Source organism: Prevotella sp. P4-119, assembly GCF_002251345.1.
In the GTDB taxonomy this organism is placed as follows: Bacteria; Bacteroidota; Bacteroidia; order Bacteroidales; family Bacteroidaceae; genus Prevotella.
The window spans coordinates 65,879-88,710 of record NZ_NPJB01000063.1; the positions used below are offsets into that span (position 1 = coordinate 65,879).

19 protein-coding genes are annotated in these 22,832 nt (G+C 46.2%); 9 read left to right on the top strand and 10 right to left on the bottom strand.

Annotated elements, in window-relative coordinates; genetic code table 11:
- Positions 1-129: 129 nt before the first annotated feature.
- The 9 genes from CIK89_RS06580 (at position 130) to CIK89_RS06620 (ending at position 10,893) form a co-directional block, all read left to right on the top strand.
- Positions 130-1,335, top strand: a complete 1,206-nt coding sequence (locus CIK89_RS06580) for a BamA/TamA family outer membrane protein (protein ID WP_094390597.1) — start codon at positions 130-132, stop codon at positions 1,333-1,335.
- The gene (locus CIK89_RS06585) at positions 1,335-3,020 is read left to right on the top strand and encodes a phosphoethanolamine transferase (RefSeq protein WP_094390598.1); all 1,686 of its coding nucleotides are present in this window, start codon (positions 1,335-1,337) and stop codon (positions 3,018-3,020) included. The genes CIK89_RS06580 and CIK89_RS06585 overlap by 1 nt, the downstream gene beginning before the upstream one ends.
- Positions 3,017-3,991, top strand: coding sequence for a PCMD domain-containing protein (locus CIK89_RS06590; protein ID WP_094390599.1), 975 nt, complete (start codon positions 3,017-3,019; stop codon positions 3,989-3,991). The genes CIK89_RS06585 and CIK89_RS06590 overlap by 4 nt, the downstream gene beginning before the upstream one ends.
- 270 nt (positions 3,992-4,261) lie before the next feature.
- The gene (locus CIK89_RS06595) at positions 4,262-6,391 is read left to right on the top strand and encodes a pectinesterase family protein (RefSeq protein ID WP_094390600.1); all 2,130 of its coding nucleotides are present in this window, start codon (positions 4,262-4,264) and stop codon (positions 6,389-6,391) included.
- A gap of 240 nt (positions 6,392-6,631) precedes the next feature.
- Positions 6,632-7,741: a nucleotidyltransferase family protein gene (locus CIK89_RS06600; protein ID WP_094390601.1), complete on the top strand. Its 1,110-nt coding sequence runs from the start codon at positions 6,632-6,634 to the stop codon at positions 7,739-7,741.
- Complete coding sequence (locus CIK89_RS06605; protein ID WP_094390602.1) at positions 7,738-8,583, top strand: hypothetical protein; 846 nt, start codon at positions 7,738-7,740, stop codon at positions 8,581-8,583. Before CIK89_RS06600 ends, CIK89_RS06605 begins: the two co-directional genes overlap by 4 nt.
- The gene (locus CIK89_RS06610; RefSeq protein WP_254046634.1) at positions 8,523-8,999 is read left to right on the top strand and encodes a S24/S26 family peptidase; all 477 of its coding nucleotides are present in this window, start codon (positions 8,523-8,525) and stop codon (positions 8,997-8,999) included. Before CIK89_RS06605 ends, CIK89_RS06610 begins: the two co-directional genes overlap by 61 nt.
- Positions 9,000-9,004: 5 nt before the next feature.
- Positions 9,005-9,271, top strand: a complete 267-nt coding sequence (locus CIK89_RS06615) for a PqqD family protein (protein WP_094390604.1) — start codon at positions 9,005-9,007, stop codon at positions 9,269-9,271.
- The gene (locus CIK89_RS06620) at positions 9,268-10,893 is read left to right on the top strand and encodes an ABC transporter ATP-binding protein (RefSeq protein ID WP_094390605.1); all 1,626 of its coding nucleotides are present in this window, start codon (positions 9,268-9,270) and stop codon (positions 10,891-10,893) included. The genes CIK89_RS06615 and CIK89_RS06620 overlap by 4 nt, the downstream gene beginning before the upstream one ends.
- Before the next feature lie 492 nt (positions 10,894-11,385).
- On the opposite strand, the gene CIK89_RS06625 is transcribed toward CIK89_RS06620, so the two are convergent.
- The 10 genes from CIK89_RS06625 to CIK89_RS06660 all read right to left on the bottom strand — a co-directional run bounded on the left by CIK89_RS06625 (position 11,386) and on the right by CIK89_RS06660 (position 21,629).
- Complete coding sequence (locus CIK89_RS06625; protein ID WP_094390606.1) at positions 11,386-12,966, bottom strand: hypothetical protein; 1,581 nt, start codon at positions 12,964-12,966, stop codon at positions 11,386-11,388.
- Between the two features lie 19 nt (positions 12,967-12,985).
- The gene (locus CIK89_RS06630; protein ID WP_158214985.1) at positions 12,986-14,584 is read right to left on the bottom strand and encodes a fimbrillin family protein; all 1,599 of its coding nucleotides are present in this window, start codon (positions 14,582-14,584) and stop codon (positions 12,986-12,988) included.
- A gap of 11 nt (positions 14,585-14,595) precedes the next feature.
- Positions 14,596-14,727 carry a hypothetical protein gene (locus tag CIK89_RS13920; RefSeq protein WP_256387818.1) on the bottom strand — a complete coding sequence of 44 codons (132 nt, stop codon included), beginning with the start codon at positions 14,725-14,727 and terminating at the stop codon, positions 14,596-14,598.
- A 486-nt stretch (positions 14,728-15,213) separates the two neighbouring features.
- On the bottom strand, positions 15,214-16,788 hold the full coding sequence (locus tag CIK89_RS06640; protein WP_158214986.1) for a hypothetical protein: 1,575 nt from the start codon (positions 16,786-16,788) through the stop codon (positions 15,214-15,216).
- An 11-nt stretch (positions 16,789-16,799) separates the two neighbouring features.
- Positions 16,800-16,931 carry a hypothetical protein gene (locus CIK89_RS13925; protein WP_256387819.1) on the bottom strand — a complete coding sequence of 44 codons (132 nt, stop codon included), beginning with the start codon at positions 16,929-16,931 and terminating at the stop codon, positions 16,800-16,802.
- A 433-nt stretch (positions 16,932-17,364) separates the two neighbouring features.
- Positions 17,365-18,843, bottom strand: coding sequence for a hypothetical protein (locus CIK89_RS06645; RefSeq protein ID WP_158214987.1), 1,479 nt, complete (start codon positions 18,841-18,843; stop codon positions 17,365-17,367).
- 11 nt (positions 18,844-18,854) lie between these two features.
- Positions 18,855-18,986 carry a hypothetical protein gene (locus CIK89_RS13930; protein WP_256387820.1) on the bottom strand — a complete coding sequence of 44 codons (132 nt, stop codon included), beginning with the start codon at positions 18,984-18,986 and terminating at the stop codon, positions 18,855-18,857.
- A gap of 418 nt (positions 18,987-19,404) precedes the next feature.
- A complete protein-coding gene (locus CIK89_RS06650) occupies positions 19,405-20,376 on the bottom strand; it encodes a Gfo/Idh/MocA family protein (RefSeq protein ID WP_094390611.1) in 972 nt (323 codons plus the stop codon).
- 172 nt (positions 20,377-20,548) lie between these two features.
- Complete coding sequence (locus CIK89_RS06655; protein ID WP_094390612.1) at positions 20,549-21,244, bottom strand: LrgB family protein; 696 nt, start codon at positions 21,242-21,244, stop codon at positions 20,549-20,551.
- A complete protein-coding gene (locus tag CIK89_RS06660) occupies positions 21,237-21,629 on the bottom strand; it encodes a CidA/LrgA family protein (protein ID WP_094390613.1) in 393 nt (130 codons plus the stop codon). The genes CIK89_RS06655 and CIK89_RS06660 overlap by 8 nt, the downstream gene beginning before the upstream one ends.
- Positions 21,630-22,832 lie beyond the last annotated feature (1,203 nt).

Sequence of the window (22,832 nt, forward strand, 5' to 3'; positions counted from 1 at the left end):
AAGGATGTTTTTAGAAAAGAAAAGCAGAGGATTGTGACAGATATGAAAAGAAAACGCTATATTTGCAGTCAGCTTTCTGCCGATTGCACAAAGGATCTGCAATACGGCAAAATGATATAAGACATACTGATGAAAAGAACAAAAAGACATAGTTTCCAACAGCTATTTGTTTTCCTGTTGACGCTCTGCATGGCGATGACTACAATGCAAACGACAGCACAAAACACAGATACTGACGCTGCCACCGTCCTACAAAACGACAGCAACACAATACGGAAGAAAGGACTGGTGGACAAACTGATGCAATATCTGGCAGAGAGCGACAAACCAGACCCTAACAAGAAGATTGACTTCGGCATCCTCGGCGGACCACACTACAATAACGAGACAGGACTGGGACTTGGCATTGTAGCTTCTGCCACCTATAGTGCCGACCGCAGCGACTCGCTGTTGGAACGGTCCAACGCTTCACTCTACGGCGACATCACTACCAAAGCCTTTATGATGGTGGGACTTTCCGGCAACCACTTCTTCCCCAAACGCCACTTCCGACTGGACTATACCTTATATGCCTATACCTTCCCGTCGTATCTCTGGGGATTGAGTTATCCACAGAGCGACAACGATGACAACAAAAGCAAATACAGTCACGACAAACTGGAAGTGATGACACGACTGTTGGCACGCCTGAACCGATATTCGTATGTAGGTCCTATCGTGCGCTACCAACTGGTGCATGCCTATAAACTGAAAGACCGCGCACCACAACTGCTTGAAGGTCAACCCATGACGGTCAACGACATCGGTGTGGGATTGAGCTATACTTTAGACTCTCGAGACTTTATCCTCAACGCCTCCAAAGGTTGGTTCTTACAACTCGACCTCATGACATCGCCCACTATGTTGGGCAATAAGCACACCTACTATTCGGCAGAACTGCAACTTGCCACCTACCGCAAAGCATGGCGTGGCGCCATCATAGCAGCAGAAATACACACCCGACAGACAACAGGTGAGGTGCCTTGGTCATCGCTCTCTGAAGTAGGATCAGGCAGAAGAATGCGTGGCTACTACGAAGGACGCTATCGCGACAAAAACGTGATAGACGCACAGATAGAACTGCGACAACATGTATGGCATCGCAACGGCATCGTCGTATGGTTGGGTGCCGCAGAGGTATTCCCTCGTTACAGTGAGATGCGTCTGAACCGCATCTTACCCAATGCAGGTATAGGCTACCGCTGGCAGTTCAAGAAGGGAGTCAACGTGCGACTGGACTATGGCTTCAGTCGTAACGGCACAGGATTCATATTCAATATCAACGAGGCATTCTGATGATGAAACAAAAGACTATCAACAAACTGTTTTACTTCTTCCTCACAGTACTCATCCTGCCTAACATCATACAGATCTATACCGAAGGACTTGGACTGTGGGGCAACATGGTGAATATCATCGCACCAATAGCCTTCTATATACTGGCACTAACCGTGGGACGACGTATAGGTCGCACGGTCATACTCCTCTTTCCCATCCTATTCCTGGGTGCCTTCCAACTGGTACTGACCTATCTTTATGGTCGTGGTCCTATTGCTGTGGATATGTGGCTCAACCTCGTCACTACCAATGGAGACGAGGTGGGCGAACTTCTCTCACAACTTTTGCCTGCCATCGGTTGGGTGGTCATCATCTATGTACCTACCATCATCCTCGCCATCACGCTATGGACGAAGAAAAGGGATTTAGACCATACATTCGTGAAACACTGGAGAAAGAGTGGATTCATCATGGCTGTGGCGGCTATTCTACTGACCACAACGGTGACAATCTCCACAGACTTTATACCTACCAACAGCATTTTCCCACTGAATGCCTGCTACAATTGCACCTTAGCATTCGGTCGAGAGAAGGCATCGGCAGAATACCATAAGACTTCTGACCATTTCACTTTCAATGCCAAGAGTACGATAGACCCGACAGATACTACACGCCAAACGATTGTCTGTGTGGTGGGTGAAACAAGCAGATCCGACAACTGGCAACTCTATGGCTACCACCGCCCCACCAACCCATTGCTGACAAAACAGCAAGGACTGACGGTGTTTTCCAACTATATGAGTCAAAGCAACACGACCCATAAGAGTGTGCCGATACTGCTGTCGTTGGCATCGGCAGAGGATTTCAATATCCTGTTTCGTACCAAAGGCATCATGCAGGCTTTCCGAGAAGCAGGATGGCACACCGCATACATCTCCAACCAACAGCGCAACCACTCGTTTATTGACTTCCTCGGCGAACAGGCTGACGACTGCATCTTCCTGCACGATACAGCCAATGGAGGCAGTAAAGCCATGACAACAGATAGCGATGTGCTGACTCCACTCCGAAAACAACTGGCAAAAGACTATCACAAACTCTTTGTCGTGGTACATACTTATGGTTCACACTTCGACTATACCGACCGCTATCCGAAGTTGATGGCACACTTTCTGCCCGATTCTTACAATGGAGCAAAACCACAATACCGACAGATGATGGTAAACGCCTACGACAATTCCATACGTTTCACCGACTGGCTATTACACCGTATCATCAGATTGGCTCAACAGCGAGGAGGCGCTACTGCCATGCTCTTTACCTCAGACCACGGAGAAGACATCTTCGACGATAGCCGCAAACTATTCCTCCATGCCTCACCCTATCCGTCATTCTACCAACTGCATGTGCCGATGGTGATATGGACTTCTGAGGTTTACACCAAACAATTTCCCAACGAGGCTGATGCGCTGCATCGCAACAGCCAGTTGCCAGCATCCAGCAACTGTGTGTTTCACACGCTGCTGACCTTGGGCCACGTGGCAACAACCTACCGCAACGATACGCTGTCGCTGGCAAGTCGGCGGTTTATGCCCCAACAGAAACGCTTCTTCCTCGACGACCACAACACGCCAAGAACCTACGAGGAATGTATGCAGGAAACGGATATAAGACTCTTGAAACTTAAACACATCATAAAATGACAAAGGCCATACTCATGAAAGCGGGCGCCATATTGGCGCTGACTTTGACCGCTACGACAGATGCTAACGGCCAGAACATTCAACCTATTAAATATGGTGATATGAACCAATGGGTGACACGCCATGTGAAAGAGAGTGCTATCATTGGTGGAAACACCAAAACCCTCTACGAGATAGCGCCTGCCAAAACGTGGAAACAGAATGCACCATACACCAACTGGGGCGGTTCGCCTTGGGGTACGTCAAACGTGATGGCGAAGGTGTCGGGCATTACCAAAACCAACGTATCGGTCTATAGAGACAGTCATCCGGGACATGGCTTTTGTGCCAAACTGGTGACACACATCGAGACGTGTAAGGTGTTGGGCATAGTCAACATCAAAGTATTAGCTGCTGGAAGCATCTTCCTCGGCGAAACCCTCGAACCCATAACTTCGACCTCAAACCCTATGGCAAAACTCGATGCGGGTATGAAATTCACCGGAAAACCCAAAGCACTGGTGTTCGACTATCGGGTGCAACTATCGGGACACCCCAACCGCATCAAGGAAACGGGATTCAGCAAAGTGAAAACCGTGGCAGGCATCGACATGGCAGACTGCGTCTGTTTGCTACAAAAGCGATGGGAGGATGCCAAAGGCAACATCTGGGCTAAACGTGTAGGCACTATGGTGGTGCGCTTTGCCAAAACTACCAACGGATGGGTGGAGAATGCATCTTTTCCCATCCACTACGGTGACATCACCCGACAGCATTTCTACAAACCCTATATGGGACTATTGTCAGGAAATGACATAAAATGGGCGAAAAACTCGAAAGGCAAGATGATGCCTGTGAAGGAAATAGGATGGGCTACTGCCAACGAAGCACCTACCCACATGATTCTGCAGTTTGACTCCAGCCACGGTGGTGCCTATATCGGTTCGGTGGACAACACCCTTTGGGTGGACAACGTAAGAGTGGAGTATTAAGAATACAGAAAGAAAACATAATTTTCTTTTTGTATTCTGCTCACTTAATCGTACCTTTGACCTGTCGGTCTTAGGTACTCGCGTTCGATAATACAAAAGAAAAACTTAATTTTCTTTTTGTATTCTACTCACTTAATCGTACCTTTGACCTGTCGGTCTTAGGTACTCGCGTTCGATAATACAAAAAGAAAAACATAATTTTCTTTTTGTATTCTGCTCACTTAATCGTACCTTTGCAATAGAAAACTACTAAAAAGACAAATCAACAACATGAAACAACAACTGACAAGGGTGGCAGTCTGCATCATCGCCATCCTCTTGGGATGCAACATTCAGGCTGCCAAGAAAGTATTCACACTGGGCGATTCCACTATGGCCCCCTACGACGTCAACACGACAAAAATGCGTGGATGGGGTATGTATTTCGGCAATTTCCTTACCCATGGATGGGTGAGCCTCAACTATGCAAAAGGCGGAAGAGACTCGCGTGCCGGATATAACGAGCTATGGCAGAATGCCAAGGATAGCGTGGGCTCTGGCGACTATGTGCTCATACAGTTTGGACACAACGATGAGAAGTTCAACGGCATGGACAACCAAGAACTTCAGACCTTCTATGCTACACAGGGAAACGATGCACAGTTGGCTACTGTAAGAAAGGACAAACGAGGCACCATCCCCCACTCCACCTATAAAGAATGGTTGAGAAAAATCATCAGAGAGGTAAAGGCAAAAGGTGCAACTCCTGTGCTTATATCACCCGTATGCAGATGTTATTTCGGTGCTGACCACAAGATAACACGTGCCGGACAACACGATTTGGGCGATAAGTTTGATGCTTTGCACCAAGATACTATCATGACCCAGCAACACATTGACAGCGACAACCATGACATGGACTATCCCTACCACATGAGACAGTTGGCTAAAGAGGAACATATCAGTTTTGTGGATATGACCACAGCCACCAAAAACCTCTACGAGCAATACGGCAGTTTTGACGCATGCTATGCGGCACTCTTCGACAAAGGTACTACCACCGACAAGACGCACTATAACAAAAAAGGTGCTATGGCTGCTGCACAACTCTGCGCACAACTGCTGAAAGAGCAGGGTATTTTGGCTAAACACATCACGATTCCTACAGAAGCCAAACATGCCTATGATGCTGTGGTGTCAACAACTGCCGAACTCTGCCATGCTATTGCTGCTGCCAACAGCCGCAAAGACCAACAGACGCGTTACCGCATCTTGGTAAAAAAAGGCACTTACAAAATGCCGACAGGAGCAATGAAACACTATAAGCATACGGGAAAAGACCGCACCACCGTATTGTGGGAAGGCGATCTGCCCGACCCTATCACCTATATCACCGCTGCCAACCTCTCGCTGATTGGTGAAGACCGCGACGCCACCATCATCACACAAGACATCTCCAACGATTCGAACATGCTCTTCAAAGGTCCGTTTGGCACTGCCCACAAATACGAAACCATACGCTATAGTCCTGTTTTCCAACTGACAGACGCTGCCGTTGGCACCTATTTCCAAGACATCACCATCAAAAGTGGCATCGACGACAGACTCGGACGCAACCTCGCTGTCTATGACTGTGCCACCAACACCATCTATAAGAACACCCTGCTCTATGGCTACCAAGACACATGGACCAGTAGCAACGAACAAGGACTCTACTACTTTGAGGGCGGTCAGGTGCGCGGACGTACAGACTATCTCTGCGGTAAAGGAGATGCCTATTTCAACCAGTTGGAACTGCTACAGATTGCCGGTGGATATACTGCAGTACCGTCGAAACCGAGAAACGTAGGTTGGGTGTTCAAAAACTGCACCATCAGCGCATCAGGCAACGACGTCGATGGCACCTACACCTTGGGGCGCCCATGGGGCAAGGCAACACCTGTTGCCGTGTTTATCGACACACGAATGAATGTGAAACCTACCACTCTGGGATGGAACGAGATGCATGACGGATGGCCTGCACGCTTTGCAGAATGGAACTCAAGAGACTGCAACGGAGTGACCATCGAAACCGCTGGACGCAAGACCATCTTTGCCAATAGCCATGAAAACAATCCCACACTGACAGAAAAAGAAGCTGATACCTACAGCAACATGAACCGTATGTTTGGCGACTGGCAACCTACCGATGATACCAAACAAGCTGCTATTCCTGTTGACATCCGCGTCAACGCCGGTGTACTGACATGGAGCAAGAGTTACGACACATGGTTGTGGGCCATCTGTAAAGATGGCAACGTGATCGATTTCACCGAACAACCCACCTATACTGCAAAGCAAGCTGGAATCTACAGCGTGCGCGCAGCCAACCCTATGGGCGGACTGAGTGCACCTTCGGCAACAGTGACCGTCACCTTGTAAGCCACAGAAAAGTCACACAGGCTGGTACCTTCATCATGCGTGGACTAACAAACGAGCAACCATTAAACAGTATAAACAATTCGTTGGGATTGGCTTTATACTGCTGACCTATGGCAACCTTCTTCAATCCCTTGCAGTTTTGGTAACAAATAAATCTCAATATGCAAAATTTCCGTGGATTTATTCTGCTGATTTCATATAAAAGTTTTATCTTTGCAGTCAATTATATGCAGATGAGAAATGAATGACACAAAGTGGACATTGATACGGCTGATGAGAATGGCTGTGGGCTGCGAACCTTATGAGCCAATGACACTCCCGGAAAGGGAGTGGAAGGAGGTTTATATACAGATATGCCAACAAACGCTCACTGGGGTGATATATTGTGTGGTAAATCGGATGAGTGGCGACGTTGGCATACCCAAACCGCTACTGATGGAATGGACCCTGAAAGCCGAAGCTATACGCAGATTCAACGCTAAGATGAACGCAGAGGCTGCAAGGCTAACGCGATGGTTTGGCGAAAGAGGACGGAAGACGGCAATACTGAAAGGACAAGCCAACGCACGACTGTATCCTCACCCCGACGAACGGCAACCCGGAGACATTGATATATGGGTGGAAGGCGGCAGGGACAGCGTCGTGAAACTGCTGGGCGACGAGGGCGTTCTGGACACAAAGGACACCGTGTCGTATCATCATGTGCACCTGAATAAAAACGCAAGCGGTATCGCGGTGGAGGTGCACTTCCGACCATCGTCGGGTAATTACAACCCCATCACCAACCGCCGACTGCAACGGTTTCTCGAAAAGGAAATCCTGCTGTCGGAGAGTTGTCCCGAAGGCTTTGACGTGCCCACCTGCAGATTCGCCCTGATCATGCAGATGGCGCATATACAAAGGCATTTCCTCTCGGGAGGCATCGGACTGAGGCATATCGTGGATTACTATATGCTGATGAAGATTTCATCTGAGGAAGACCGGCGATTTGTAGCCTCCCAACTGTCAAGGTTCGGACTGCGGAAAACGGCAGGAGCGGTGATGTGGATGATGAGCGAACTGTTCTCAATGGAGAGCGACAGGATGATATGCCCGAAGGATGAAAGGCGTGGCAGATGTATGCTCGACGAGGCATTTAAGAGCGGAAACTTTGGGTGGTATCACGAAAACCGCCGAAAGGGATACTGGCCAACCGTAATCAGTGGCATACTGATACCGATAAGGCTGATGGGATTCTCATTCCAGGAATGTCTGTGGATTAATGTCAAGTTTGTGATCTATATCATACGCACAATACCCAAGAGGATTAAATACAGAAGTTTATCACTAAGATATGTTCACGAAGAATGACAACAAGATATTATAGTGTGGCACGACATGTGATGGCATTGACTGCCGGGGACGACATCTTCGCATTGCTCGACAACTGCCGTCCGTTTGAGGTGACTCCGTCGGAGCCGCTGATAAGTGTCGTGATACGCGAGAATGCTCTCCTACCCGAGGCTTGGACAGAGGAATGGCGACAGGAGGAAGAGGGCGACGAGATAGCATGCGGACATTCGGGAGGAAATCCGTTGTTTGTGTTCCGCTCGCACGGGAAGATGGCCGGCTGGATGGAATGTGGCAGCGACTATCGCAGGGCGACGGTATATACTGGCGAACTGCCCAAGTTGGCTATCGACAACGCGATGATGATTGCATTTGCCCTTGCCACGGCGGAAATGGACACACTGCTGTTTCATGCGTCGGTGGTATGTCGCGGGGGAAAGGCGTATATGTTCCTCGGACCGAGCGGAACGGGCAAGAGCACTCACACCCGCTTGTGGCTCAAATATATAGAAGGTAGCCGACTGCTAAACGACGATAATCCCGTGGTGAGGATAGAGGCTGACGGGGAAGCGGAGGTGTATGGATCGCCATGGAGCGGAAAGACTCCGTGTTATGTCAACGAGCATTATCCCTTGGGTGCAATAGTGAGGCTTCGCCAGGCACCTCATAACGCCATCCGACGGATGTCGCCCATCGAGGCATACGCCACCATGGCATCAAGTGTGTCGGGAAAGAGGTGGGAGAAGAACATCGCCGACGGACTGCATCGTGCACTCAACTCACTGACTGCAACGGCAAGAATGTGGCACATGGACTGTCTGCCCGACGAGGCGGCAGCGAAAATGACAAGCTCAACGATATGAACGACAACAAGATAATTGACGAGGCTGTGGCACTGATGAACGAAGGATATAGTGTGACTCTGCCTGTTTCGGGGCGCAGCATGCTGCCGTTTATCATCGGCGGCAAGGAGAGTGTCATACTCGCTCCTCCTGCAGGGCTCAAGCGCGGCATCGTGGCATTGGCATGGGTGGAGAACAGGCGATATGTGCTCCACCGCATAGAGAGGATTGAGGGCGAGAGTGTGACGCTGATGGGCGACGGAAATCTTGTCGGACGCGAACACTGCTCCATAGGCGACGTCAAGGCTATTGCCACTCATGTGGTGGACAGTAATCAAAAGCGTCATTATCTATACACCCGTTGGCGCAAGACGGCATCCGAAATATGGTGGGCGCTATTGCCCTTAAGACGATACATATTGAAATTAATCATTTAGAAGATATGAAGAAGAAAGACGGAATGGTGCTCCGCGAAGTATGCGGAGAGAAAGTGCTGGTGGGCGAAGGACTTGGAGCCGTGGATTTCGGCAGGTTGATAAGTCTCAACGACACTGCGGCATACCTTTGGGAACAGCTCGAAGAGGATTCGGACATCGACTCCTTGACACTGGCATTGTGCAAGGAATACGACGTGGAACAAGAGGTGGCACGACATGACGTGGAGGCCATCCTGGAAGAATGGATAAAGACCGGAGTGGTGGATAGATGAAGTATGCAAGGTGGTTTATAGACAACTCGCGCGGCATAAGACTGAATATCCTTGTGCGCATAATGGCAGGACTGCTGCAGACAGGGCTTGCATTGTGCGTAGTATGGCTGAGCAAGAGGCTCATCGACGACGTAGCCATGAGGGGCACCATGAGCGAGATGGCTGTGCAGGCATTGCTCATAGCTGCTGCCGTAGTGGCGGGGGTGAGCATACGCCAACTAAACCAATACCTTGCCAATAAGGCATTTATCAAGAAGGTGGCGGAACTGCGTCTCGCTATCTTCTCGCAACTCTTCAACCGACGATTGTTTGAGGCCAATGATATACACTCGGGGGACGTCACCTCGAGGATGGCCAAGGACATAGATGCAGTGAGCGAGACATTGGCTGTGCAACTGCCGCAGGTGGTGGTGATGACTATACAACTGGTTGGAGCGTTCCTCCTGATGAGATGGTTTGACAGCCGACTGGCATGGGCGCTCATTCTCATCACTCCACTCGCAATAATCATCGGTAAGTATATCTCCCACCGACTGAAACGCATCACTCTCTCGATACGCGAGGATGAGAGCAGAATAATGGCGAGGATACAGGAGAGTGTGGAATTGAATGTTGTGCTGAGGGCATTACAGGGCGAGAGATGGATGCAGGACAGGGTGGAAGAACTGCAGGACAGGCAGACCGCCAACTATATCCGTCGTTCACGGTTTATGGTGTTCAGCCGGTTTGCACTTGGTTGCACATTCGGCTTGGGATATATGCTCGCCTTTGTGTGGGGAGCCTACGGACTGCGCACGGGGGCAATCACCTTCGGAGTGATGACATCCTTCCTTCAACTCGTAGGACAGATACAACAACCTATCCTGTCATTGCTCGGCGCATTTCCGTCAATCATATACAGCACTGCCAGTATCGACCGGCTGAAGGAGATGGAACATGGCGAGGAGAAGCAATCATGCGACGGCGAAGACATCACTACCCGCACATTGCTTGGCATACGCATGGACAACGTGACATTCCGATATGCCAAGGGCGACAGGGAGGTGATGAGTAATTTCTCGCATGACTTCCGTCCGGGCACCAAGACCGCAATACTCGGAACAACAGGTGCAGGAAAGACAACGCTCTTCCGACTCATACTCAATTTCATACAACCCGACAGTGGAGAGGTGACATTCTACGGGAATGGATTCACTCATGCTGCCGACAAGAGCATGAGGAAGAATGTGGTGTTTGTGCCACAGGGAAACACTCTGATAAGTGGCACGATACGCAATAACCTGCTGATGGCAAAACCGGATGCATCCGACGAGGAACTGCATACTGCACTTCACACATCGTGTGCCGACTTCGTCTTCGACTTGCCGCAAGGTATCGACACGGTATTGTCGGAACATGGCGGAGGATTGAGTGAGGGACAGGCGCAACGCATAGCCATAGCACGCGGACTTCTCCGACCCGGTGCCGTCTTTTTGCTCGACGAGATCAGTTCGGCTCTCGACGAGGACACGGAACGAGAATTGTTCAGTCGCCTTTTCGCCGCCCGTCCATCCACCACCATCCTACTTATCACCCACAGAAAGAAAGTGGCGTCACTATGTGATGAACGCCTTGAGATTTAAATCATCGGGGACAGGTTCATCGCCCCTAAAGAGTGAACCAATGTACCTGTCCCCATGACCCTTGGTATAAAAATAAAACGACCCGCCGATTTAAGCATCGTAGAGAGGCTTGGCGGGTTCTTGTGGTGCAAAGGTAAGACATGTATTTGGATTGTGCAAGGCTTTTGGAAGAAATGTGCGGAATTGGAGGTGATTTTTAACAGTTGTTGGGTGTTGGAAATACAAAATGAGGTATCTGCAAACCAAAGAGGGTCATCTACAAACCATATTGGGCGGTTCTGAGGATTGGATGTAATTTCGGGAATCATCGGGGACAGGTACTTGAACCATCTATATACAATTGAGAAATGGCACGTACAGCAAGAAAGCATTCAGATAGCGGAGTCTATCACGTTATATTGAGAGGGGTTAAAAGAATCATCGGGGACAGGTTCATCGACCCTAAAGAGTGAACCAATGTACCTGTCCCCATGACCCAATATTGCTGAAGTTTCAATCCACTGCAACCAAGCGCACCGGGCGCACCGAACAACCGTTTTGGCGATTGTTATAGTCATTATGAGTTACATTTTTGTCTTTGCATTTCAGGCGATACGCGCGTTCGCTCGAGCGGGCTGTGGCTGACAAGTAGTAGCCTATAGAGCCGACTTCCATGAACTCAGTCCTAGAGACGTAGCCAGCTGCAGGCAAGAAGAGCAACTGACCAGATCCGTCATTCCTGACTATAGAAATTCCGTTGATTCTTCCATCCCTTTGGTCAAAGGTCCATTTTCCCTCGGGTCCCCAATAGACCTGTTCATGATTGGCATATTCCAAAGCCATCCAAATCTCTTTTGTTGGTATCTGCCAGTCACCTTTAAGTATCTGACGAGCGGCATCGTCTGCTGCTTCAAGGTTTTTTCCATCTTCCGCGTATTTGGTACCTTTGTAATATGGGGCATTGGCTGTCGTGTATCCCTTTTCTTTGCCATTTTGCCAAATTTTATTAGTAAAATTCGCATCTTCATAACCTTTTCCATCATAAGTATAAGAAGTTAACCAAGGCGCAGTAGCTCCCCAAGCAAAGTAATCACCAAAATCATATTCATGTGTGGCAAGACCATCTTTTGTGAGGTTGGATTTGGCGAATATTAACCTATAGTTTTTTCCATTAATTTGAAACACTCCCATATCAAGTTCTTGACTTTTATCTACTATGCCACGCGAATTATATGTCCATTCCCCCAATTTTTTACCTGTTGTATCAAATATGCCTGTTGTCTCAAATTTGCCGATGTGTTTAAACTTACTACGATTAAACGTATTGCTTTTGGTGCTTGTTCGAGTGTAAACACAATATTCCTCAGAGGCATGGAAACTAATGCTGAAACCTTTTGTCAAGGTTATAGGAGGAACTACAATAAAATACTGATCACCTTTTTTAAGATATTTTCCTGTAGCAGGTTTCAAAGTAATGGTCTTCGATTGGTTTGACGTAAAAGAGATTGAAGGTTCACCATTATTATAAGTTAGAGTTCCTGTACCTGCAATATCCTCGTTTGCAGTCAGCACTATCTTCTTGCAAGGAAACTCTATCTGTAACTTTATAAGACTTACGGCATTCTTGAAATCCAAATTATACTTTTTGTCTTTTGTCGATACAGCCATCATCAATGCTGCCTTTGGGTCGAAACTCCAAATAGTTGCAGTTTGTTCTGCAGGAAGAGTTATACCACTTACACTACCATCTTTTTCAAGTGTAGCTCCTTCTGTGTATGGATAAACAGCAGTGAAAGATGTTGCTTCTGACGATGCAGTGCCAGAAAATTTTCCGTCTTCAACATCTTCTGTTAATGTAAACGTCCGGTTACCTTGACCATCAAATACACTAATCTTATCACCTGTCTGCCAATCGACAGTGCCAGCATTAAGAGCCGTACGAGTACCAACATTTGATTCTTGTGTGGCAGTGAAAGTCATTGGAACTAACTTGCTTTCTTCTTTGATTTCTGCCACTTCATCGTCTGACGATGAGCAACTTGCCATTGCCATCAGCATGGCAATGGACATAAAAGGTAGAATATATTTCTTCATTGTTCTTTTAATTTAATAATTATTCCCATTTGAAATCGTTTTCATAATCATATGCCTCTGTAGTAGCAACAGGATCCGCCAAAGATTCCACAACCAAGCGCACCGGGCGCACCGAATAACCGTAGTAGCGATATTTTGGGGAGATATCCTTATTGTCAGTGTAATATAAATATAAGTACAGGGAATATGCGGCATCATTCGAGTTGGCTGTGCCTGACCAGTAGGAGCCGGAAGTACCGGCACCGCTGAGCGAAGATCTATTGACTTCGCCAGCTACAGGCAAGAAGATAGTTCCTGTTTCACTTTTTTTGCTTTTCACTTGGTAGCCATTGTATTTTGCTTTTTTAGTCTTAGTCCATTCGTACTTTGAAGACTCAAACAATTTATCCCAAATCTCTTTTGTTGGTATCTGCCAGTCACCATTAAGTATCTGATGAGCGGCATCGTGCTCCATAGCAAGTTTTTCGCCATCATTAATGTATTGGTTGCAATACCAGTGATTACCATCTCTAAATGGAAGAGTTGTATAATCGTAAACTGTGGCATTTTTGGTGTTCACCCAAGCCGTTAGTGAAACTTGAACGTTATATCCTGTGCCAGTACGAGAATATTGCGTACACCAAGGCTCAGTAGCTCCCCAAGCAAAATAATCACCAAAATCATTTTCATTTTCGGCAAGACCATCTTTTGTTAGGTTGGATGTGGCGAAGATTAATCGATAATTCTTATCACCAATTGTAAACACTCCCATATCAACCTGTTTGTCCGCTGGCACTTCACCATTTTGTGATAACGTCAATTTCAACTTATTGTCAGTTCTTGAAAACTCACCGAGATTAATGATAGTATTTCTCTTAAATGTAATACTCTTAGAACCTGTGCGAGTGTAAACATCACCGGTGGTGTCAGTGAACGAAATGCTCCAACCTGCGTTGAGTGTTACGGCAGGAACAGCTATGTAATAAACCGTGTTCGCAGTAATGTTTCCCGATAGTGTAATGGATGTTGATTGTCCAGAGGTAAATGTTATCGACGGTGTACCATCGCCGTATGAGAGTGTACACTTTCCTGCAAGATATTCAGATGCTCCACCTGCCTTCAACACAATCTTGCTGCAAGCAAACCTTGGTTTCACCTTCACATAACCAACGGCATTTTTGAATTCCAAAGTTGTGTTGGTGCTCTTTGCCATCATTAATGCAGCTTTCTTGTCAAAACTGTTGTCTCTGGCATATTGAATGGCAGGAAGAGTAACGTTTGTAACATCATTGCCCGAAAGAGAGGCATTTTCCTGATATGGATAAACGGCTGTATAAGAATTTGATTGTCCTGCATTACCTGAAAACTTACCAAATATAGTTTCAGCACCGTCAGTTAGCGTAAACTGATTATTATTCGTCCCATCGAAGATGCTTATTTTGTCTTCTGAGTCCCAGTGAATATTGGTACCGCTTAGTATAGCCCTAGTGCTTGCCTCATTACCTTCTTGCGTTGCAGTAAAGGTCATTACCTTTGTCGCACTCTCGTTTTCAATTGTAGTGTTGTTGTCCTCCGACGAACATGACGCAAAGGACACGATGGCTGCAAAAGCCATCATAGATTGAATATATTTCTTCATTTTCATTCTTTTTACCATCTATATTCTTCTTCAACAAGTGTTTCTGTTTCTCCTTGTCCACTTCCCGCCAAAATCTGTGTCCTGCTGATTTCATAAACCGTCATAATAGGAGATTGATAGATTTTCTTTTCTTTTTTTTCCATTTTTGTGTTTCTTGATTCTCGGTTGCCTATAGGTTCTCGGAGTCGGCTGGTTGTTATAATATTGTTATAATATGGATAAGGTGAACCTATAAATGAAAGAGCGTGGAACCTGACACTTGCCTGTTCCACTTCTCGAGGTTCTGGAATACCTGATTTCGAGAAGTCAGAAACAAAGCGCATGAAGACGCTCTCCCATAAATAGAGACAAATGCGGAGCCAAACTCTATTGGCTCAGAAGCCCAAGCGAGTTGGGCAACTTGCAAATGTCGGTGCAAAATTAGTGATGAAACTGCCAAACTTTTCGGCAACTTTTTTGCTTGGTTTCCCATCCTACCCTCCTCGCGCAACGACGGCGCGTGGAGGGAGGGGGAATGGGGTGATTCATATACACAGGGCTCACGCCCTGTGCTGGGCTATGTCACCCCTTCGGGGTTTAGGAGGCGGAGGGATATATAAATCCCATCGCCATGCGCTATTGCTGAAGTTTCAATCCACTGCAACCAAGCGCACTGGACGCACCAAGTAACCGTAGTAGCGACCGAAGTTGCCCTTCGGATAGACACTTTTAAAAAATAAATTGAAGTTCAGGCAATACGCGCCAGTGTTCGGGTCGGCTGCTGTGCCTGACCAGTAGTTGCCTTTCGAGCCGACATTGTAAAACGAAGTCCCCATATTCTCGCCTTGGCCAGCTTGGCCACCCGCAGGCAAGAAGATATAAGTATTAGAATCGTCTTTCTTGCTTATCTTCATTCCTTGGACTATTGTTTCCGAAACCTTATTTCCATAAAACTCCCAATTCACCATTTTTGTATTGGCATCGTACAATGCCTGCCAAATCTCTGTAGTTGGTATCTGCCAGTCACCACCGAGAATCACGTTTGCGGCATCGTCAGCTGCTTCAAGGGTATTTCCAGCCGTGTATTTGGTATAAGAGCCATTGTAATATGGGGCATTGGCTTTAATGTATCCACCTGATTTGTCCCAATTAGGGCCTTCTCCTACTATCGGTGTTCCACCAGGAGCATTAATGTGATAAGAAACATACCAAGGCTTAGTTGCTCCCCAAGCAAAATAATCGCCGTAGTCGTATTCATAATAGGCAAGACCTGTACCTGTGCCTGTTGAGAGGTTGGCATTGGCAAAAATAACTTTATAATTCTTTGTGCCAATCTTTATTGTAAATCCCAAATCAACCTCCCTATTTTCATCTATTTTTCCTCTTGGCTCATACCAATTTGTTTCATTGATATCAAACTCACCAAGGTTGGTCACCTTGTTGCGAGTGAAAGTGATGTCTTTTGTTCCCTTGCGGGAATATACTGTACCATCAGACGCTGTGAATTTTATAGTCCAACCAGCCTTAAGTGTAACTGGGGGTACTGCAATATAGTAGTAATTGTCAGCCTTGATTTCTCCTTGAAGTGTGATGGCATAATCCTTTATTTCCGCCTTGGAAAGATTGAGTGTTGGTTCTCCTCCGTTATAAGAGACTGTGCCAGTACCTGCCAATACCGCAGAGTTGTCAAAAGCCTTTAAATCTATTCTTGTGCAATTGAAAGTAGGTTGCACTTTTACATAGCCTACGACATTCTTGAATTCCAAAGTTGTGTTGGTGCTCTGAGCCATCATTAATGCAGCATTCTTATCGAAGCTGTTATCGGTAGCGGTTTGAGTTGCAGGAAGGGTTACGTTTGTAACATCATTGCCAGAAAGAGATGCAGTTGACTGATGTGGATAAACGGCTGTATAAGAACCCGACTCAAGTGCCTCACCTGTAAAAGTAGCATTTGGTGTTCCTTTACCATCCTTCAATGTAAACTGCTTATTATTCGTCCCATCAAAGATGCTTATTTGGTCTCCTTCTTGCCAATTGATGACTTTACTTTCAGTGCTTGAAATAGCTGCCCTTGTTGATTGTTCGTCACCCTCTTGCGTTGCAGTAAAGGTCATTACCTTTGTCGCACTCTCATTTTCAATTGTAGTGTTGTTGTCCTCCGACGAACACGACGCAAAGGACACGATGGCTGCAAAAGCCATCATAGATTGAATATATTTCTTCATTTTCATTCTTTTTACCATGTATAATTTTCTTCATCAAGTGTTTCTGTTTCTCCTTGTCCACTTCCCGCCAAAATCTGTGTCCTGCTGATTTCATAAACCGTCATAGTAGGAGATTGATAGATTTTCTTTTCTTTTTTTTCCATTTTTGTGTTTCTTGATTCTCGGTTGCCTATAGGTTCTCGGAGTCGGCTGATTGTTATAATATGGATAAGGTTAACCTATAAATGAAAGAGCGTGGAACCTGACACTTGCCTGTTCCACTTCTCGAGGTTCTGGAATACCTGATTTCGAGAAGTCAGAAACAAAGCGCATGAAGACGCTTTCCCATAAATAGAGACAAATGCGGAGCCAAACACTATTGGCTCAGAAGCCCAAGCGAGTTGGGCAACTTGCAAATGTCGGTGCAAAATTGATAAATAAAAATGAAACTGCCAAACTTTTCGGCAACTTTTTATCGTTTTACAACTTTTTTGCTTGGTTTGAAGGGTGTTCACAGAATCATCGGGGACAGGTTCATCGACCCTAAAGAGTGAACCAATGTACCTGTCCCCATGACCCTTCGCTATTGCAGAAGTTTCAATCTACTGGAATCAAGCGCACCGGGCGCACCGAACAACCGTATGAGCGAGCGATGTCACTCACTTTGAGTTTTCCGTCAGAGAAGGACAGGCGATATGCGTAAGAGCTCGAGTAGGCTGTGCCTGACCAGTAGCGGCCTTGAGAGCCGTAATCATTGAAATATTTCGCACGGACGTAGCCAGCTGCAGGCAAGAAGAGAGTTTGACTATTATTTGTAAATGTATATCCTTTTCTATCACTATCCCAACTTTTTGAGCTTGAATTATTCACAAACGCATACCATATCGCTTTGGTCGGTATCTGCCAGTCACAACCGAGAATCTTGCGAGCAGGGTCATCTGACATTTCAAAATCTTTTTCAGACGTATATTCGGGGGAGAAGGCTGGGGCTGTTCCACTTGCATATCCGCTACTATGCTCAGGTTTCCAACCTTGAAAATTTTCACCTGAATAAGAGGTATACCAAGGTTCCGTAGCTCCCCAAGCAAAGTAATCACCGTAGTCGGATTCACTTGCGGCAAGACCATCTTTTGTGAGGTTGGATTTGGCGAAGATTAATCTATAGTTTTTTCCATTAATTTCAAACACTCCCATATCAACCTGTTTGTCCGCTGGCACAATACCATTCTGTGTTAACGTCAATTTTAAGTTATTGTCAGTTCTTGAAAACTCACCGAGATTAATTACAATATTTCTCTTAAATGTAATACTATTAGAACCTGTGCGAGTGTAAACATTACCGGTGTTGTCAGTGAACGAAATGCTCCAACCTGCGGTGAGTGTTACGGCAGGAACAGCTATGTAATAAGCCGTGTTCGCAGTAATGTTTCCCGATAGTGTAATGGATGTTGATTGTTCTGAGGTAAATGTTATCGACGGTTTACCATCGCCGTATGAGAGAGTACACATTCCTGCAAGATATTCTGATTCTCCTGCTGCCTGCAACACAATCTTGCTGCAAGCAAACTTTGGAGTCACCTTCACATAGCCTACGACATTCTTAAATGTCAATGTGGTGTTGTCGCCCTCTGCAATCATCAAGGCTGCTTCCTTGTCAAAACTATTGTCGGTAGCGTTTTGAGTTGCTTTAAGGGTGATGCCTGTTACTTTGCCATTCGATGTGTCATAACTTGCCTCTGACTGGTAAGGATATACAGCAGTATATTTAGCTGCTGTTGCAGCGTTACCTTGGAAGGTCGCACTCTTTGTCCCTGCACCATTCTTCAAAGTAAACTGATTATTCGTTTTACCATCGAAGATGCTTATTTGGTCTCCTTCTTGCCAATTGATGACTTTACTTTCAGTGCTTGAAATAGCTGCCCTTGTTGATTGTTCGTCACCCTCTTGCGTTGCAGTAAAGGTCATTACCTTTGTCGCACTCTCATTTTCAATTGTAGTGTTGTTGTCCTCCGACGAACATGACGCAAAGGACACGATGGCTGCAAAAGCCATCATAGATTGAATATATTTCTTCATTTTCATTCTTTTTACCATGTATAATCTTCTTCATCAAGTGTTTCTGTTCCTCCATCAGCACTTCCCGCCAAAATCTGTGTCCTGCTGATTTCATAAACTGTCATAGTAGGAGATTGATAGAATTTCTTTTCTTTTTTTTCCATTTTTGTGTTTCTTGATTCTCGGTTGCCTATAGGTTCTCGGAGTCGGCTGGTTGTTATAATATGGATAAGGTTAACGTATTAATGAAAAAGCGTGGAACCTGACACTTGCCTGTTCCACTTCTCGAGGTTCTGGTTTACCTGATTTCAAGCTGTCAGAAACAAAGCGCATGAAGACGCTTTCCCATAAATAGAGACAAATGCGGAGCCAAACTCTATTGGCTCAGAAGCCCAAGCGAGTTGGGCAACTTGCAAATGTCGGTGCAAAATTGATAAATAAAAATGAAACTGCCAAACTTTTCGGCAACTTTTTATCGTTTAACAACTTTATATACTTTTTCATAGGGGTTATACCCCATTTATCATTCGGTCTGTTCTATCGCAGCGTCAGGCATTGTCTATCTGCCATACACATCATCCATCAGTCCATCGGGTAATGCACGCCCCACTCTTTCCTCAGCGCGTCCATCTGTCGCATAATGGCAAGTGTCTCTGCGTGAGGCATCATAGGCGATTCAAGGAGTCCTGCCTCCAAACAGCGTTGACATTCGATGACTTGATACTCATAGCCATTAACCATATCTGCTGGTTTATGGTAAGAGGCGACAAGTTGATAGTTGCGATAAACCTCTATCAGTTCTGGACAGTTGATATTATCCACACGAATGTAACCCTCCGTGCCACTGATAATGCCTTGGCGGTCGTTCAGACACAGAGCTCCCGACTGGAGATTGGCCATACGACCATCACGGTATGAGAGCGAGATACTCTCGTGCATGTCAACTCCTGTGTCACTCTTATGCACATTGCTTACCATGCGACAAATATCTGTACCGAAATACATACGTGCAAAATTCAAGCAATAGACTCCGAGGTCGAGCAATGCACCGCCACACAGTTCAGGGCGCACGATACGCTCTTTCTGTTCCATCATATAACATAAGGTGGCTGTCAGAACACGCGGTTCACCTATCACGCCAGAATCCATAATCTCCTTCACCCGATGCGACAATGGCATATAACGGGTCCATATCGCCTCAGTAATGAAGAGTCCCTTCTCATGAGCCAAAGCCAACAGCTGTTCTGCCTCGCGGGCATTGGCAGTAAAGGCTTTCTCCACCAAACAGGGTTTTCCGTGTTCAAGAGCCAAACGGGCATGAGGATAATGATGAGAGTGAGGGGTGGCGATATAAACGATATCCACCGCAGGATCGCTGACCAGTTCTTCGTAAGATCCATACACCTTATTTATATAGAACTGTTTGGCAAAAGCTTCAGCCTTTTCCAGTGAGCGTGAAGCCACAGCATAACACTCACATCCATGTGGTTTGTTGGCAAGTGCCTCTGCCATCTTTTGAGCTATCCACCCTGCTCCAATGATTCCTAATCGCATAGTAACTTTTAAAGTTTTAATCCAAATGGGGAGTTTCCCTCACCTCATTTCTCATGCAAATATACTCAATCTTTTCGTAATACCATCTTTTTCCCTTCTAAAAAAGCATAATTCTCCCTAATGACAGATTGGTGTCATGCACAAACCAAGCCATGAATCTCGCAAGACCGTATCAGCTCATCAGTTCAACGATGGTGGGTGTCAGTATGGCGGTCAGTATGCCATTGAGCGTGAGGCCAAGGCTGGCATAAGCCCCCACAAACTCGTCGCGTTCCATGGCTACCGAGGTGCCCACAGCATGCGATGCCGCACCCATCGACAGTCCCTTAGCCATAGGATTGTATATATGTCCTACCGCCATGAGTTTAAATCCCACTACACCGCCTATCAGACCGGTTATCACGACGATGGCTGCCGTGAGCGATGGTATTCCGCCCAACGCCTGCGTCACCTCCATCGCTATCGGCGTGGTCACCGACTTACTGGCGAGCGATGCCACTACTTCACGTGAGGCGCCAAGCATTCGTGCGGTCACTACTACACTGATAATACCGACTACACAGCCCATCATCTGCGAGGCCAGTATTGGCACAATCTGCTTTTTGATCTGCGAGAGTTGCAGATACAGCGGCACACCAAGTGCCACCACTGCGGGTTTGAGCCAGAAGTCTATCATCTTGGCGCTTTCGTGATAGGTGTCATAAGGAATGTCGCAGACTTTGAGAAACACAATTACTAAACCGATTGTTATGAGTATCGGGTTGAGCAGGATGGATTGCGTGCAGTGTTGCACCATTTTTGCACCTTGGTAGATGCCGAAAGTCAGCGCCAGAAGAAAATACTGGTTGGTTACTATCTGTTCAATCATGTTTGCTCCTTTCCTCCATTTTGTCCTTGATCACGTTAGTTATCTTCTTCTCGCCCTTGGCCACCATCTGATGTGTGTGTCCCGTAACGAGTAGTACCAAAGCTGTACTTACCAGTGTTGCTCCGATGATGGGCACAAGCTCAGCCCTAATCAGATCGAAGTGTAACATCAGCGCGACGCCAGGTGGCACAAAGAAGAATCCCAGATTGGCAATGAGAAAGTCGGTAAGCCCTCTTACCCATTCCAGTTTAATCACTTTTACCTTCAACAGCAGCGTGAGCAACAGCATACCGATGATGCTGGAAGGTAGTTTCACTCCAGTGAGTGTAGTTATCAACTCACCCAAAGCCATACATCCAAAGAGGATGAAGCATTGTCTAACCATAAATTTACTTAGCGAAAAGTTATCCTAAAACATTCTAAAACTGTAATCGAGTGCAAAGGTATATAAAATTTCTGATATGACACACATCCATCCCCACTAATTTTCAAACCATCTCCTTACCATCTGCTGGTGTAAAATGACAAGGACAGATTATTGGCATCAAATGAAAGCAAAGACAATAATGTCGATCTCCTTTGTAGAGAACGCCAATCGCCGGTCAAGAGAACGCCAATCGCCGGCCGAGAGAACGCCAATCGCCGGCCGAGAGAACGCCACTCTCTACAAGTATGGGGTTATACTCCTATTTTACATCGAATATTTTATTTACATAAGATATTTGATTTTCTATCATATCCCATCCTATTATCTTTGGAATACTCGACTTCATTTATAAGACTTTTTATCTCTTCTTAAAATCATGGAGTTGTTCTTAAGGCACATGATTTATGTGAATATATCTATATTTTAGTTAAACTAAATTAAAAATTAACTAAAAGAGTGACAAAGAGTGACAAAGATGGACATCTGGGTTTTGTGATGTTGTATCTTTGCAGCCCTACCTGAGGATGATATTCAAAACAAGAAGGCACCTTAGCACCAAACCAAATATCGCATAACTAAAAATACTACAATTATGTTTACAGACATCACGCTCAACAATCCAAACTGGTCGCAACAGAAGAACCACGGCTTTTTGATTGACACCCGACATGTTCTCGATAGCTTCTCGTTCGGTTCTCGATCACTTCTCGTTAGTTCCTCGTTCGTCTCTCGTTCGTCTCTCGTTGCTTATTCGTTAGTCTATCGAAGACCGAACGAGGACCGAACGAGGAACAAGCAAAAAACGAACGAAAGAGCAACGAGACTGGGACGAGAAAGCAACGAGAAACTATCGAAAACTCGACGACAAACGATTGGTTTGGCGATGAGGAATCCCCAAACTGGCCTGACGCCAGATGGCACAACAATGCACCTACTGCATGTTGAAGTCGGGGGTGAAGTTTGCATCTGAGTATTTGCTCCACACAATCTCTGTGCATTTCACTTGAAGAATGGATACTCACTTACGAAAGTTCAGTGATTATAAAGGGGCTACTGCGATATTGTTGTTACCCTCCTGCGTCTTCACGGCTTGTATAGAACTGGAGCTTGATCACTTAGTTGAAAGTTGCCCTAAATCAATTTCTTGTTTGTTTAGACATG

Coding starts and splice junctions, on each gene's coding strand:
- CIK89_RS06590 (WP_094390599.1), top strand. CDS start 3,017: ATGACAAAGGCCATACTCATGAAAGCGGGCGCCATATTGGCGCTGACT.
- CIK89_RS06585 (WP_094390598.1), top strand. CDS start 1,335: ATGATGAAACAAAAGACTATCAACAAACTGTTTTACTTCTTCCTCACA.
- CIK89_RS06650 (WP_094390611.1), bottom strand. CDS start 20,376: ATGCGATTAGGAATCATTGGAGCAGGGTGGATAGCTCAAAAGATGGCA.
- CIK89_RS06655 (WP_094390612.1), bottom strand. CDS start 21,244: ATGATTGAACAGATAGTAACCAACCAGTATTTTCTTCTGGCGCTGACT.
- CIK89_RS06640 (WP_158214986.1), bottom strand. CDS start 16,788: ATGAAGAAATATATTCAATCTATGATGGCTTTTGCAGCCATCGTGTCC.
- CIK89_RS06615 (WP_094390604.1), top strand. CDS start 9,005: ATGAAGAAGAAAGACGGAATGGTGCTCCGCGAAGTATGCGGAGAGAAA.
- CIK89_RS13930 (WP_256387820.1), bottom strand. CDS start 18,986: ATGGAAAAAAAAGAAAAGAAATTCTATCAATCTCCTACTATGACAGTT.
- CIK89_RS06660 (WP_094390613.1), bottom strand. CDS start 21,629: ATGGTTAGACAATGCTTCATCCTCTTTGGATGTATGGCTTTGGGTGAG.
- CIK89_RS06625 (WP_094390606.1), bottom strand. CDS start 12,966: ATGAAGAAATATATTCTACCTTTTATGTCCATTGCCATGCTGATGGCA.
- CIK89_RS06595 (WP_094390600.1), top strand. CDS start 4,262: ATGAAACAACAACTGACAAGGGTGGCAGTCTGCATCATCGCCATCCTC.
- CIK89_RS13925 (WP_256387819.1), bottom strand. CDS start 16,931: ATGGAAAAAAAAGAAAAGAAAATCTATCAATCTCCTACTATGACGGTT.
- CIK89_RS06600 (WP_094390601.1), top strand. CDS start 6,632: ATGAATGACACAAAGTGGACATTGATACGGCTGATGAGAATGGCTGTG.
- CIK89_RS06645 (WP_158214987.1), bottom strand. CDS start 18,843: ATGAAGAAATATATTCAATCTATGATGGCTTTTGCAGCCATCGTGTCC.
- CIK89_RS06630 (WP_158214985.1), bottom strand. CDS start 14,584: ATGAAGAAATATATTCAATCTATGATGGCTTTTGCAGCCATCGTGTCC.
- CIK89_RS06580 (WP_094390597.1), top strand. CDS start 130: ATGAAAAGAACAAAAAGACATAGTTTCCAACAGCTATTTGTTTTCCTG.
- CIK89_RS06620 (WP_094390605.1), top strand. CDS start 9,268: ATGAAGTATGCAAGGTGGTTTATAGACAACTCGCGCGGCATAAGACTG.
- CIK89_RS06605 (WP_094390602.1), top strand. CDS start 7,738: ATGACAACAAGATATTATAGTGTGGCACGACATGTGATGGCATTGACT.
- CIK89_RS13920 (WP_256387818.1), bottom strand. CDS start 14,727: ATGGAAAAAAAAGAAAAGAAAATCTATCAATCTCCTATTATGACGGTT.